We start from the raw sequence: 14,107 nt of genomic DNA, 5'->3' as shown, positions 1-14,107 counted from the left end.
CAGACATATTATTCGTACTCATTAGTAGTGGCATTGAAATTGATTGTTTTTGCTAAGTAACTGGTAAGCATTCAAAATATTCTGTTCAATTGTTTTAGATAACGCTTGGTTGCCAACTAAATATAGTTGCTGTTCCAGCGAATTTACCGTAAACGCTTTTGATAATTTTATATCATCCGTCTTTGCAATAGTGGTTGCGTACGCATCGGAAATGAGCACTAAATCAATGCGATCAAATAGCATCATCTTTCTTAACTGTTCATTATTGTTGACTTCAATTAGATTGTCTTCAAATCCTTGGGCAATCAAATACTCTTTATTTCCTTGTGCTCGTTCTACTCCTATACGGTAGTTTTTGACATCTATCAGCTTATTGATCGTGATATCGTTTCGATTCGCGTGATGATAAAACGACATAGTGATTGTGCATAAGGGGACTAGCCATTTATATTGCTTAGCTCTAGAAGGTAGTTGCAGCATTGAAAATAATAATGTGTTCGGTGAACGTCGAAATTCTCTTAGTGCTCTGGCCCAAGGATAGACTGTTATATTGGGTGTTAGTCCTGCTTGATTAAATAGTTTTTTGACTAAATTTGTTGCAACTCCTGTTACTTCCCCACGTTTGTTCATTTGTTGAAATGGCGGGTAAAGCTCAGTAACAAGGTTTACCTCTGTTTGAGCGTTGACAAAAAAAGCTACGAGAGAGCAGAGTAATAGAAGGCTTTTTTTCATTATTTATTGATACCTCTATAGCTTTATATAGTGCAGTTTGCGTGGGAAATTGAGCGAAGTCAATTGTTTGCTTTACCAGTTGCGACGATTTTGCTATTAGCTATAAAAAAGGGGAGGTTAAACGTAACTCTAATTATTTTTCTTGATTACTTAGAAGGGCTAGTTTAGTTTTTATCTATTATTCGTCAGGGTCAGTTTATTACAAAAATAACTTAAGGATAGAGCATGAAAAATTTAGTAATGGTATTGTGTTTAATTGGTTTAAGCATTAATGCTTACGCACAACAGGCACTTACCAAAGAGTTAATTGAACAATATATCAAATCAACAGATTTGATCACTCCTATTATGGCAGCAAATCCAGCGTTAGATAAACAGTTAGATGATATGATGATGCTGGATGCAGCAGAGATTATTAATAAGCTTAAATCTACAGGTGTCTATTCGAAAGTGGAATCAGTCGTAACATCGGCTGGCTTTGATGATGTTGAACAATACTTAGATACTAGTTTTCGTATCATGGGAGCTATTTTTAATTCACAATTGCAGCAATTACCTGAAGGTATGACATTGGATAGTTATCTGGAGCAAATGAAGGGGCAGATCAAGATGATGAAAGCGCAGGGAATGCCACAAAATGTGATCAGCGAAATGGAAAAGAGCATTAGCGAGCAATTAAAAAACATGGAATTTATGAAAAAAGCGGCCGCGAATGTTTCTGAGGATGATGTGAAATTTGTGAGTGAACATCTTGATTGGCTGATGCAGCTCCTGCCATCTGAGGATGAATCAATGGAGAATCATTTAGAAGGTTATTAAACTCATTAAAGAGTAAGACATTGATTATATAAAATACTAGAACCTGCGTTTAGCAGGTTTTTTATTGCTAATTTATTTTAAGCTATCATTTGCGCGCAGTAGAAGCATTTATGATGGTAAAATTATGCAAACTGAATGACTTAGCATATAGGTTATTGGTGGGGGGAAATTTAGTACGGCTTTTAACGAATCAGGCATGGGCAGCCGTTAATTGACAAGCTCTGGATATCACCTATAGTGAAAATATTCGCTGTTTTTTACACTGGCTGGTTCAAGGTGAGCCGTGTGCGAAGTATGACAACTTGGATGTTAATGATTTATCTAAATATAAATCATTTTGCTGGTGTCTAAAGTGCTATCAGGCACATTAAAGATATAGGTGTACCATGCAAAATATCAAGAGGTTATTAGGGACACTGATACTGTCACTGTCTTCACTCGCTGTTATACCCCCCTCAGTTGCTGAAAATACTAAAGCTTATGGTAAAGGGAAGCCTTTTACTTTAGATGAATTACCGCCGGGTATTTTAAAACAACAACTACAACAACTGCCATCAACATCGAAAAGTAGAGCGATGAGCTGGTTACATAGCTTTGACTTTACCGAGTTAGACGTCCCATATTTAAGGGCTGATGACGGTGGGGGAATTTTCTATCAAGATCCTCAATCAGTTGAACCATTAGACCCGGAAGGTTCAGCTGTGCCAGCATTATCAGAGTTAACTGAAGTGCAAACTTTTAGCCTACATTCAAAACCGGGGGCTGCAAACGTTGTTTTTCTTGATATGGATGGCAGAATAGTTACTGGCACTATTTGGAACTCTAATGCCGGGGTTGATCCGCTTTATATGCGTCCCTATAACTTTGATGGTAATGAAGCGAGCTTCTCACAAAGTGAACTAAATGCGATTGCCGAAACCTGGCGGCGTATTGCCGAAGACTTTGCACCGTTTGATATTGATGTCACGACGGAAGACCCTGGTAGTTTTGGTCCTCAGGTCGGGGTGATCTTAGTGACGCCGAAAGCAGATCAATATGGTAATGACATTTACTCTTGCTCATGTGGTGGTGTTGCATATGTCGGTGTTTGGGGTACCTCTTATTATACTAATTATCAACCAGCGTTAGTATTTACTGATGGTGTTGGTACCGGCCCTCATAATATTGCTGAAGCGGCTTCACATGAGCTTGGCCATAATTTAAATTTGTCTCATGATGGCACTCGTACTCAGGGCTATTACGCAGGGCACGGTTCAGGCAATGTTTCCTGGGCACCGATTATGGGGGTGGGATACTACCAAAACGTCACTCAGTGGAGTAAAGGGGAATATCAAAATGCGTCACAATCACAAGATGACTTGCAATTAATTGCAGATCGTTTGGCCTATCGCACAGATGATCATGAAAATGCCAATACCGCTTTGGCAACTCCTTTAGTGATCTCTGGTTCGACTCAGGTGGTGGCAACTAATCCAATAACCGATCCAGATAACGTTAACCCTGCAAATAAAGGGGTTATCGAGCATCGAAATGATATTGATTTATTTATGCTTGATGTCGGCAGCGGTGATATTAACCTTACTATTACTCCTGCTTGGATTGCTAATTTTTACGGACAGTCACTGCGTGGTATGAACTTAGACATCATGGCGAGTCTGTATAATGAAAGTGGTAGCCAGCTACTTGGTTCGAGTAATGTCTTAAATGATACTTACGCTGAACTTAATGTCGCTGTTAATGGCGGGCGTTATATACTTGCTATTGAAGGCACAGGTTATGGCGATCCATTAACGGACGGTTACAGTGATTATGGCTCACTCGGCCAGTATTTTATTAATGGTAATGTGCCTGCGTCAGTGGTTGTCACCGAAAAGCCGCCGGTGCCGAGTGATTTAGTGGCGAACTTAAGTGGTGAAAATGAGGTGTTATTAACCTGGACAGATCCCGCATCGAGTGCTGAAAATAATGAAAGCGGTTATCGCGTTTGGCGTTCACTAGCAGGTGCAGCGTTTAGTGAAGCTGCCACTATCGCCAGTGACAGTGATAATTATCTTGATACTATCAGTATTTCTGGTAGTTACCGTTATCAGATCGAGGCCTATAATGCTATTGGTAGTAGCAGCTCGAATATATCAAATGCATTACAGGTGGATGTGCCTCTGGTTGCAACAACAGCTGTCGCGAATAGTGAAACGAATACCTCAGGTTCTATTGCTTCAGGTAGTTACCTTGATACCCAACAGGTTTCTGGGATAGAAGAGTTACGCGAGCAACATCAAGGTGGTAAGCCATCAAACCGAGTGAGTCAATTAGAACATAGCTGGACTATTACTAACATACTGGCGGGGAATTCCGTCGTACTGGAAGTGATCGCCCAAGCGCCAGCTAATACTGAAAATGATAACTTTTTATTTGAATATGCTATTAATGGCGCTACGTTTCAAACCTTAGGTTTGCTTTATCAGGGCAGTGGCAGTAATCGTTTTAGCATGAATTTACCAAGTGATACGCAAGGTTCAGTGACAGTTCGGATCACCGATACTGACAGAACGGCAGGAGCTGGAAAAACAGATAGTGTCGAGATCAGTTACATCGCAGTAACAACAAATGGTGATCCTGCTGATATGCCGCCGCAAATAGTGATAACCTCACCGAGTGATAATGACATTTATAACCTTGGAGAAAGTATTAGCTTTATGGCTACAGCCCAAGATAATGAAGATGGCGATTTATCTGCTAATCTCGAATGGTCGTCCAGTATTGATGGCACCATTGGTCTGGGTAGTAATATTGGTGTTAATACTTTGTCTTTAGGGGAACATTTGATATCAGCGTCGGTAACTGATAGTGCCAGTAATATCGGCACGGCATCAGTTTCCTTATCCATTACTGATCCAGCAATCGGTATCAGTTTGCAAGTTAGTGCCAATAAAACCAAAGGTCAGCATACTCCTATATTAACCTGGTCAGGTACTTCTGCTACTCAGGTGGATATTTACCGTGATGGCGAATGGTTAGTTACGATAGCCAATAGCGGTAGCTATACAGATCAAACGGGAAATAAAGGTTCAGGTAGTTACCGTTATCAGGTTTGTGAGCAAGGGGGCAGTAGCTGTTCTGTATCCGTCACAGTGGTGTATTAGTTTACTAGTTACTTAATAAATTATAAAAAGCCAAGAGCGATGTGCTTGGCTTTTTTCTTTAGCTGTTAAGCAGATGTTGTGATTTGAGACTAAACTTAAAAGGTTATTTATAGCGTGATTTATTCAAATCCGCTACTTGATTTGGAGTTAGTTATGAAAAAACTATTAACTCATTGTCTGGTTGGTTTTCTGGTTTACTTTCTGTTTATTGGTGTGCTTAATGCGGCTGCTTTTATGAAAATTAAAGGAGTAGAAGGGGAATCGACAGACACTAGTCATCAAGGAGAGATAGACGTTTTAGCATGGCGTTGGGGAGCACATCGTAGTGTTGAACTAAAATCAGGACGTGGTGATTCGCCAAAAATTGGTAAAACCATCGGCAGTATGGAAATTAATTTCGCTAAGTTGGTAGACACAACTACCCCGGTGTTAATGCAAGCATGTGCAAATGGCGAGCATATTGATGAAGCTGTGCTAACGGTGAGAAAAGCAGGAGAGGAGCCTGTTGAGTATTATGTGATCACGATGAAAAAAGTTATGGTTACAAGTGTCGCAACTTCTTCAGCTGATGAAACACAGCCATTAATGGAAGAGATAGTCTTGAATTTCAGAGAAGTAGATGTGCATTATCTACCGCAAAAAGAAGATGGCAGTGTTGGTGAGCCCATCGAGTATCAATGGTCAATATCAAAGTCAGGAAAGCCTTGATTAATAGGAATGGTTTGTATGCCATTAACATAAGAAAGCCGCATTGTGCGGCTTTCTTATGTTAGGTTTCATTGTTATCTTTAGAAATAGCAATTGCTGAAATGTATATCGGTCGTGCTTAAGGCATAAATTTCATAAAACGATTGAATTTATCTTGACCATCTACCACCCAGTGTGGAGTTGCCTCACCAACTCCGGCATTTTGCAATAGAGGGTGCTTTTTCATGATATTGTTTATAGTGCGTTCCTGCTCTGGCGTAACATCAACAAAGAATACATGCTTTCCGTTACGTAGAATCTCTTGAAAACGTTTGAAGTTAACATTCGGCTGTTGAATACCGATAAAGCCGCCTTCCCAAGTGCAGAAACCGACGATAACGATAGAGAGAAAAATAAATGGCATCCAACCAGCGGCGGTTTCGGTCCAGCCCATTGCATAAGCAATTAATAAGGTGATTATGGCTAAGCTGATACCAATAACACTACCTATTTCCGTGGAGTGTACTATATCTTGTTTGAGTACCGACTGTACTTCATGGAGTTGATGGTTTTCTACTTCTGCGTCATGTTCACTGAGTACATGAATTTGTGGTTCAGTAAAACCATTTGATTCCAATTCTTGCTCAACCTGCTTAAGTTCATTGATGTCGTCTGATATATAGAAATGTCTGATCATGATCATTTACTCCTGCTTATCAGTATGAAAAGTTACCTCTATTTGTATGGAGGTAAACAATTACCCTTATAATTATAGCAGTTTGCTGAGAAAGTGTTTTTGTACTTAAATGTTCTTCATTATAATAACGGCTAAGTCAATCAATAAAGTGAAGTTATGAACCCTATTATCCAGTTACTTAAAGACGCAAATATTAGTGAACAACAAACGAAAGAAGTGTTTCAGGCATTAACTGAAAATCCATTAATGGCGATGACGACTATTAGTCAGTTGGGTATTGCGCCAGAGAAATTACAGGCGGTGATGATGCAAGTGATGACCGCACCTGAATTGATTAAGGAAGCGGTGGATGAATTAGGGCTAGATTTTTCTGCGGTTGAAAAAGCGAAACAACAAATGGCTGAGCAGGCTAAAGAATAATTAGCAATTTATTTACTGGCGGTATTTGCGACGTTTAAATATGCCGAACCAAGTGTTTTCTTGAGTGGCTTCCAATTTAGACCAAATGTCGTACTTATCGCCAAGACGAATCGAAACGGAATTATTATAAGCACCAAGTAGTAATACAAAGCTACAAAACCCCATCAATTGATCTAAAGTCACGGTGAAAAGTGTTGGCCGGTATGGATAGAAAAAACCGGAAAACCACACTAAACCGGTTAATAAAGCACAGATCAGAAAAAAGAGCTCGATACGTTTAAATTCCTGTCTGGTCGCAGAAAACCAGCCACTGCCAATATAAAGTCGTAGCCATAGTGGATAATCGTTATATTCGTTAATGATTCTGTCCATCGAATAAAGCTCCTGTTCGAGTGAATCGACATCTAAACTAAAAAACTCTGCAATCGCTCTAAGCGATGCATAACCGACACGTTGACCGCTTTCAAGCCGTTGTATCGTGCGTAAGCTTAACTGGGTTTTTTCGGCTAATTGTTCTTGAGATAATAATTGCTGTTTACGTAGTTGTTTAATAAACATAGATGGTCTCTTAGTCAATATAGTGTGACGGTACAGGTCTTTATGCTCTGGCGGTGACGAAAAAATACCGCCATTTTACCGTCAATTCAAATATAGCTTGTTGATAGCGAGATATTGCTTGGAGGAACTTTTCTAACTATGCTTTAACAAATGCCTGAATTTAGCGCCTTAATAAACGCTATATGAGCTGAGGTTGATTTGAGAAGCTGTGTACTACTCTTGTTATTCTGTATATTACATGGAAGTGCTCAGGAACTGGTAAAATTAACGGACGCACAGTATGAACAAGTAAGAAGTGAGTTATTAAGCCGTTATAGCAAAGTGCCGATTGATGCGGCTAATCGCGTTGATGAATTATTAGTGGAGTACCAGGGCAGACTAACGCTACGTCAATCTTTGCGATTGCATTATACTAAAGCGTATTTTTTAATTGCAAGTGAGCAATACCAGCTTGCTTATAATGAATTAATTCTGTGTAAAACTCTTGCTGATCGGCTTAATGACCCCAGCCTGACATATTATTATTTTGGCTATCTTGCCAGTATTCAGTCGACGTTAGAAAATTATGAACTTGCGGTAGAAGCTTATCTTAATGCGCTTGAGTTTGCAGAAAAAGCACAAGATCAGGCAATGATTGCTAGAACCCATAATAATATCGGTCATCTGCTAATAAAGATGAAAGATTATGATAAAGCTAAGCGTTATATCGATTATTTTTATCAATATGGTGTTAAAGTTGATAACCAAAGTTATATGGCGACTGGGCTTAATAATCTCGGTGAAATAGCGTTGGCTCAAGAAGCGCTGAAACAAGCCGAGGAGTACTTTTTACAGTCCTTAGCGATCAGAGAAAAACAAAATTACACCTTTAATTCTTCCTGGTCACATTATAATTTAGGGCAGCTTTACTACAAAGAAAAAGACTATCAAAAAGCTCGCTTCCATTTAACTAAAGCCATTGATATTCGAAAAACCTCTGAGCGTCATTTTATAGCGTTAATGCCAAAAATAGCTTTAGCTAAAGTTCACTTAGCACAACAAGAGCATGAAAAAGCATTTACCTTACTTAATTCTGTGATTGAAACTGCTGAGCGGTTTAATGCCTATCGATTATTAGCAGAGTGTTATTCACTGTTGCGTCAATATTATGAAGTGCAGCAACAATATCAACTTGCTATTGCAATGACTGATAAGTATATCGCTAATCAGCAAAAAGTTGTTGAACGTAAAACGAGTGCATCTTTAATGCATTTTCTTGCGGAACTGGATTTAAATGCCAAAGAAAAAGAAAACATAGCACTAAAAAAACAGTCAGAATTAGCCACTCAGCAAGCAAAGGCTAAAGAGCAGCAGCTGATGCTGATAGTAATTGCAGGAACCGTTATTTTCGTTCTAGTGTTATGGTTTTTGCGTTATTTAGCGGTAAAAAATCGTGCACTGAAAAAAGTGATCAAAGAACTGAATAAAACACAGCAGGAGTTGATTGAAGCCGACAAGATGTCGGCGTTAACGACATTAGTATCAGGTATGGCGCATCAGCTCAATACCCCGTTAGGGGTGATAGTGACCGCCAATTCAGTGATGCGAGAAAAAATTCTAAATATTGAACAGCAACTAGATGAAAAGCGTTTAAATCTTGCGACGTTTAAACAGTTTATGGCGGAAGTGACAGGTGTGCTGTCTCTGTCCGAAGCAAATAGCGATAAAGCGGCTAATTTGATCCAGCGATTTAAGATGATTTCTGCTGAGCTTGAAGGGGCAAAATTGAAAGAATTTGAGTTAAAATTGTTTATTTCAGAAAAAGTGAAATTGATAGCACAGCAATATCATCAACAGTTAATCGTGAATATTACGGGAACAGAGGTAGTCGTTCATAACTACCCGGAAGTATTGTTTAAAGTATTAGAGCAGTTAATTCAGAATACTGCTGAACACACAAAATTAGACACTACGCCCATTTATTCAACAATTGACATTCGGCCGCAAGATCATAATGTTGCTATTACTTATCAAGATAATGGAGAGGGGATCGAAGAGCAGATCAGAGAACGTATATTCGAACCGTTTTTCACCACTAAAGGCATGCAGCAAAGCTTAGGATTAGGGCTTAATATTGCCTATAATTCGGTATTGCATTTGATGCAGGGTAAACTATCTTGTCAGGCTTCGGAGCAGGGGGCTAAATTTGTGATTGAAATCCCTAAAGCAATAGAGCGTTATGCCAGTTAAGTGCGAATAACTTAGCTTGTCTTACTATCTAAGCATGGCATCTAAGCTATCGATTACTTCTGTCCAGTCAGAATCTTCCAGCAATGACTCTTTAATAAATTCAGCCTGCGCATTATTCCAAAAGTGTGCCTGTGCAAGTGATGTTTCTGCGGGGATGCCACGGTGTCTCTGAATAAATTTGTCAATGGAGCCTTGCTTATTATCGATACCAAGTTGAGAAAATAGGCAGGCAAGTGTGTGTGATGAACGATCCATAATAATATCCTCAATCTTTTATCACTAGTATAGTCGCTTCTTATTAAATCGTTATTTTTAAGTAACTAAAATGTGCGGATGTTTTGAATATTTAATGTTAAAGGATATATCAGTTGGGTTATGCTGAGCTTTTGATTTTCAAATATAAAAAAGGCCAGTAAAAACTGGCCTTTGGTTAGACATGAGGGATTATTGACAGCTTACGCCAACAGCAGCAAAAGCCGCGGTTACGTCTGAGGCATCAAAACCTAAATCACTTGCTGCTGCTTCTACACCACAAGCACCTGAGTTAAAGGTCGCGTTAGCCGTCCAGTAAAGGTCGTTAGCACGTAACATTACACCAAAGGCATCTTGTACGTTCCAACCATTGGTCGTTGCTAACAAGTAAAATGCTTTGTTGTATACACCAGAGCTGTAATGAACGTCTAAGCCTGATGTCATATCTGATGCATGATCAATAGAGTTACCGTCACGAGTTGGATCATTCATATAACGTAACGCACCGTTAGATTTGAAGATTTGCTCGCCAACCATCCAGTCATTAGTTCCGTGCATGTAGTTTTCTGCTGCTTCACCGGCCATGTCAGAGAATGCTTCGTTCATACCGCCAGACTCACCACTGTATACCAGACCAGAACGTTGTTCTGTTACCCCATGGCTGACTTCGTGTGCAGAAACATCTAAGCTAACTAATGGATAAAACCTTGTTGCACCATCACCAAATGACATCGCAGTACCGTCCCAGAAAGCATTTTCATAGTTGCGACCGTAGTGAATACGCATTTCCAGTTTTTGAGACAATGGAGTCACACCATACCAGTCATCGTACATGTCAAAAATAACATTACCGAAGTATTGACCGTCATTCATCGGCGCGTAAGCACCGTTAGTGTAATCCTGACCTGTATCACCACAAGAAACTTGTGCTAGGCTGCCACGACGCGTGCTGTTATTCATGTTAACTGTTTTAACGTTCGGGCTATCCAAGTAACACGCTGAACCATCAGTCGTTGCTAATAAGTTGCCGTAATCAGAGCCGTAGTTATACATGCCTGTTTTTTCATTACCGCCAGGGCCTGTTACTGTAGTAGCAGTTGTTGAACCACCGCCGCCACCGCCTGGCTTGCCTTTACCTGATTTACCGTGGTTAATACCATCCCAAGAAAGTAAAACATCACCGTTATTAGCATCAACAAATGCCATTGGACGGCTTGGCTCTGCACTGTCACTAACTAAATACTCAACATAGTAGGCTAGTTTTGCACGATTATCAGCACCGACATAAATCACTAAGTCAGTTTTAGAGTTTTCAATATTATTATGACCAAGCAACTGCTTTAGTTTACCGAGCGCTTTACCGTGTAACATGCCTGGCGTTACTGAGCCTAAGTCATTTTCAATATCAACGGCTAATGCGCCTTGTAAAGAAACATTACGCCCCGCACTATCTTGTTCTAATACAATGCTTTGACCAAAAACTGGTACGCCTTTGTAGAACATAGTCGCTCTTTTTTTGTTATTACCTTTAACTGTGTTGAATGCTTTCCCTGTTGCAAAGCTATAATCTGCACTTAAATTAGTAACAGCATTAATTGATTTGCCATTCATGTTACCGTGATTTGCACTAATATGATTAGCCGCCATTACTGAAGTAGATGCGCCTAAGGCTAGTAATGTCGCCATAGATAGTTTAGTTAATTTAGTCATCATGATATGAAGCCTCTGTAATTATAATTTTTTTATTATTGTTATTTAATGAATATACAACACGTTAAAAAGTGTGGTGCGTTAAAACATTTATTTACAACAAATCGCGTTTGTCAGTAAATATGTGCTGTTAATATTGGTTAATCTCTAGCATTGTCGATAGTATGTTTACGACAATTTTTCATAAAAAAACGACTTTTATTAACCGTCGTTTTTTGTAGTAATTAAAGTAATTTATTGAATGTAATGAAAAAAATTGGTTGTCTTAAGAAGTTTTTTGGACTTAGTGTTTTTTTGTCAAGTTTGTTATGTTCGTTAACAACCTCGGCAGGCGAAATCATTGACGCGCAAAAAGTGAGTGTAGGCTGTTTGTCCTCATTGTGGAATAAAGACGCGTTAGTGCGATTAAAAAAAGCTCGGTTTGTTGTCACAGAGCAGCAAGCGAAGCAACAATTAGCTATGCAATTATTACATTGTTTGGCGAGTCCAGATCCACAATTAAGAGATGAGATTGCGTATTCAGCGATCAGCCATTGGCTACGTGATAATAGTTTTTCCCCCGATGTCTACTTAACTATGTTTGAGCAACTTACTTCGGTGTTAACTGCAAAGGTGAATGATCCTTATGGTGTTTATCAAGCGTTTGCTGCGCTGGTATTATCCGAAGTGGTACGGGTCGATCGAAAGCATCCATATTTAAGTGATACGCAGCGACAAAAGGTGGTAACCACCATTACACAATATTTTACTGAAATAGAGGATTACCGAGGCTTTGATAGCGAATTTGGCTGGCGCCATAACATCGCTCATAGTGCTGATGTGATGTTGCAATTGGCATTAAACCCGGCAATGAACAAAGCGCAGTTGCTGCAAATGCTAGCGGCGTTAAAACGTCAGGTGGTGGCTGGTAATAACCATTTTTATATTTACGGTGAATCTAAACGTATCGCTATGCCAGTGATTTATCTGTTTTTGCGTCAAGAGTTAACTATTGAACAGTGGCAAACATGGCTTGAACAACTCTCTCAAGCTAAGCCATTTGATAACTGGCAAGCGGTTTATCAAAGTCAGCAAGGCTTGGCTAAGTTGCACAATACCAGACAGTTTTTATATGCGCTCTATCAATTAATCAGCGATAGTCATCACAAACGCTTGCAGGCAATGATGCCGGCACTTGAGCAGGCGCTTAAAGCTATCGGCTAACTTGGTCAGGTATTATTTGCTTTACTCTTTGCTGTAAAGCCGGTAGCACTTGTTGCTCGAACCAGGGATTTTTTTTCAACCATAAATTGTTGCGTGGACTGGGGTGAGGCAATACCAACTGATTGTGTGCCAGTAAACGCTGCCAATCTTGTGCTAAGTCGGTAATTTTTGCATTCGTTTGTAAATGCCAGTTAATCGCGTATTTACCAAGCATTAAAGTTAACTGAATGTCTGGCAACTGGGCGAGTACTTGAGCGCGCCAAGTTTTTGCGCATAAAGGCATAGGGGGTAAATCACCGGATTGACCTTTTCCCGGGTAACAAAAACCCATAGGAACAATGGCAAATAGCTTAGCATCATAGAATTGCGCGCAGCTGACGCCAAGCCAGCTTCGTAACCGCTGACCACTTTTATCATCAAATGGCCTGCCTTTTTCGTGGGTGATGCTGCCAGGGGCTTGCCCGGCAATTAATATTTTGCTTTGACTGCTGGCTTGTAAAATTGGTTTAGCTGCTAATGGTAATTCTGATGCACAAAGGGTGCAATGTCTGATTTTATCCAGCAGTGATTCTATCGGGACGGTATTAATGATCGGATAATTCTTCTTTAATAGCATTAAACTGCTCTATATTAGCAAGAAATATCTCCACTAATAAAGGTTCAAATTGTTTGCCAGACTGATCTTTAATGTAATGCAGTACTTCTTGATCCGGCCAGGGTTCTTTATAAGGGCGTTTGGTTGTCAGTGCATCATAAACATCTGCAAGGGCGGTAATTCGGCCTTCTATCGGAATCGATTGTCCTGCTAATCCGTTTGGATAGCCGCTGCCATCCCAGTTTTCATGATGGCTGACGGCGATAGATTTAGCCATTTGGATCAAGGGGGAATCGTGATTGATCATATCTTGGGCATAAATAGTGTGACGCTTTATTATTTCACGCTCATGTTCGGTTAAACTAGCAGGTTTTAATAATATGCTGTCTGGAATGCCTATTTTTCCAATGTCGTGCAGCGGTGCGGTCAGTTCTATCATATGAATCAGGTCTTTAGATAATCCATAACCTTGCGCTAAAATTCGAGCGAACTGACCCACTCTTAATACGTGTTTTCCGGTTTCATTATCTTTTAATTCACCAGCAGCAGCCAAACTTTGAAGTAAGGCTTTAATCGATTGATTTAATTCATCAGTGCGTTGCTCTATTTGATGTTCTAACACGGTATTTGTTTCTTTGTGCAGTAGATAGCTCTTTCTAATTTTCAGTAAATTACGTGCGCGTAAAATGACTTCAATCTGATCGATAGGTTTATTTAAAAAATCATTGGCACCACTGGCTAAGGCTTTATTGCGGACATCAATACCTTCATTGCCTGTGATGATTAATATTGGTAATTCATCCACTTCGGTCGATTGTCTGATGATATCCATGACCTCAAAACCGTTTAAATAGGGCATTTCAATATCAAGAAGTACTAGGTCTATCGTATGCTCTGCAAGCTCAGGTTGGACATTACGAGGATCGGTCACACAAATGACGTTGGCATCCAGCTCATTTTCGATCAATTCTTTTAAAATCAATGTGTTTGTTATTGAATCATCACAGATCAAGATATTGGCGTCTTTGCTAAAATCCATATACGCTATCTTCCTTACCCAAT

13 protein-coding genes are annotated in these 14,107 nt (G+C 39.7%); 6 read left to right on the top strand and 7 right to left on the bottom strand.

Annotation, left to right across the window (positions count from 1 at the left end):
* Positions 1-21: 21 nt before the first annotated feature.
* Entirely contained in the window at positions 22-732 is a 711-nt protein-coding gene (locus QQK06_RS02240; RefSeq protein ID WP_284242949.1) for a substrate-binding periplasmic protein, read from the bottom strand.
* 225 nt (positions 733-957) lie between these two features.
* Between QQK06_RS02240 and QQK06_RS02235 the strand changes: the two genes are divergently transcribed.
* The 3 genes from QQK06_RS02235 to QQK06_RS02225 all read left to right on the top strand — a co-directional run bounded on the left by QQK06_RS02235 (position 958) and on the right by QQK06_RS02225 (position 5,402).
* Entirely contained in the window at positions 958-1,551 is a 594-nt protein-coding gene (locus QQK06_RS02235) for a hypothetical protein (RefSeq protein WP_284242948.1), read from the top strand.
* 386 nt (positions 1,552-1,937) lie between these two features.
* Positions 1,938-4,694: a zinc metalloprotease gene (locus tag QQK06_RS02230; RefSeq protein ID WP_284242947.1), complete on the top strand. Its 2,757-nt coding sequence runs from the start codon at positions 1,938-1,940 to the stop codon at positions 4,692-4,694.
* 153 nt (positions 4,695-4,847) lie between these two features.
* Positions 4,848-5,402 carry an Hcp family type VI secretion system effector gene (locus QQK06_RS02225; protein WP_284242946.1) on the top strand — a complete coding sequence of 185 codons (555 nt, stop codon included), beginning with the start codon at positions 4,848-4,850 and terminating at the stop codon, positions 5,400-5,402.
* 118 nt (positions 5,403-5,520) lie between these two features.
* Here QQK06_RS02225 and QQK06_RS02220 read toward each other — a convergent pair whose 3' ends face one another.
* The gene (locus tag QQK06_RS02220; RefSeq protein ID WP_284242945.1) at positions 5,521-6,078 is read right to left on the bottom strand and encodes an NAD/FAD-utilizing enzyme; all 558 of its coding nucleotides are present in this window, start codon (positions 6,076-6,078) and stop codon (positions 5,521-5,523) included.
* 156 nt (positions 6,079-6,234) lie between these two features.
* Here QQK06_RS02220 and QQK06_RS02215 point away from each other — a divergent pair, with 156 nt between their 5' ends.
* Complete coding sequence (locus QQK06_RS02215; RefSeq protein ID WP_284242944.1) at positions 6,235-6,498, top strand: DUF2999 family protein; 264 nt, start codon at positions 6,235-6,237, stop codon at positions 6,496-6,498.
* Positions 6,499-6,510: 12 nt separating this feature from the next.
* On the opposite strand, the gene QQK06_RS02210 is transcribed toward QQK06_RS02215, so the two are convergent.
* Positions 6,511-7,056: a helix-turn-helix domain-containing protein gene (locus tag QQK06_RS02210; protein ID WP_284242943.1), complete on the bottom strand. Its 546-nt coding sequence runs from the start codon at positions 7,054-7,056 to the stop codon at positions 6,511-6,513.
* A gap of 219 nt (positions 7,057-7,275) precedes the next feature.
* Here QQK06_RS02210 and QQK06_RS02205 point away from each other — a divergent pair, with 219 nt between their 5' ends.
* Positions 7,276-9,285: a tetratricopeptide repeat protein gene (locus tag QQK06_RS02205; protein WP_284242942.1), complete on the top strand. Its 2,010-nt coding sequence runs from the start codon at positions 7,276-7,278 to the stop codon at positions 9,283-9,285.
* A 24-nt stretch (positions 9,286-9,309) separates the two neighbouring features.
* On the opposite strand, the gene QQK06_RS02200 is transcribed toward QQK06_RS02205, so the two are convergent.
* Positions 9,310-9,540, bottom strand: coding sequence for a DUF2789 family protein (locus QQK06_RS02200; protein ID WP_284242941.1), 231 nt, complete (start codon positions 9,538-9,540; stop codon positions 9,310-9,312).
* A 189-nt stretch (positions 9,541-9,729) separates the two neighbouring features.
* Complete coding sequence (locus QQK06_RS02195) at positions 9,730-11,250, bottom strand: M4 family metallopeptidase (RefSeq protein WP_284242940.1); 1,521 nt, start codon at positions 11,248-11,250, stop codon at positions 9,730-9,732.
* Positions 11,251-11,541: 291 nt separating this feature from the next.
* On the opposite strand from QQK06_RS02195, the gene QQK06_RS02190 reads away from it, so the two are divergent.
* Positions 11,542-12,450 carry a DUF2785 domain-containing protein gene (locus tag QQK06_RS02190; RefSeq protein WP_284242939.1) on the top strand — a complete coding sequence of 303 codons (909 nt, stop codon included), beginning with the start codon at positions 11,542-11,544 and terminating at the stop codon, positions 12,448-12,450.
* Here the strand turns inward: QQK06_RS02190 and QQK06_RS02185 are convergent.
* Together QQK06_RS02185 and QQK06_RS02180 are read right to left on the bottom strand one after the other, a co-directional pair.
* Positions 12,440-13,066 carry a uracil-DNA glycosylase family protein gene (locus QQK06_RS02185; RefSeq protein ID WP_284242938.1) on the bottom strand — a complete coding sequence of 209 codons (627 nt, stop codon included), beginning with the start codon at positions 13,064-13,066 and terminating at the stop codon, positions 12,440-12,442. The genes QQK06_RS02190 and QQK06_RS02185 overlap by 11 nt on opposite strands.
* Positions 13,035-14,084: an HD domain-containing phosphohydrolase gene (locus QQK06_RS02180; protein WP_284242936.1), complete on the bottom strand. Its 1,050-nt coding sequence runs from the start codon at positions 14,082-14,084 to the stop codon at positions 13,035-13,037. The genes QQK06_RS02185 and QQK06_RS02180 overlap by 32 nt, the downstream gene beginning before the upstream one ends.
* Between the last annotated feature and the right edge of the window lie 23 nt (positions 14,085-14,107).

It is taken from the genome of Thalassotalea insulae (assembly GCF_030161395.1).
Lineage (GTDB): Bacteria > Pseudomonadota > Gammaproteobacteria > Enterobacterales > Alteromonadaceae > Thalassotalea_E > Thalassotalea_E insulae.
The sequence above is the reverse complement of the archived record's forward strand: the minus strand, read 5'-3'. Positions and strand labels throughout refer to the sequence as shown.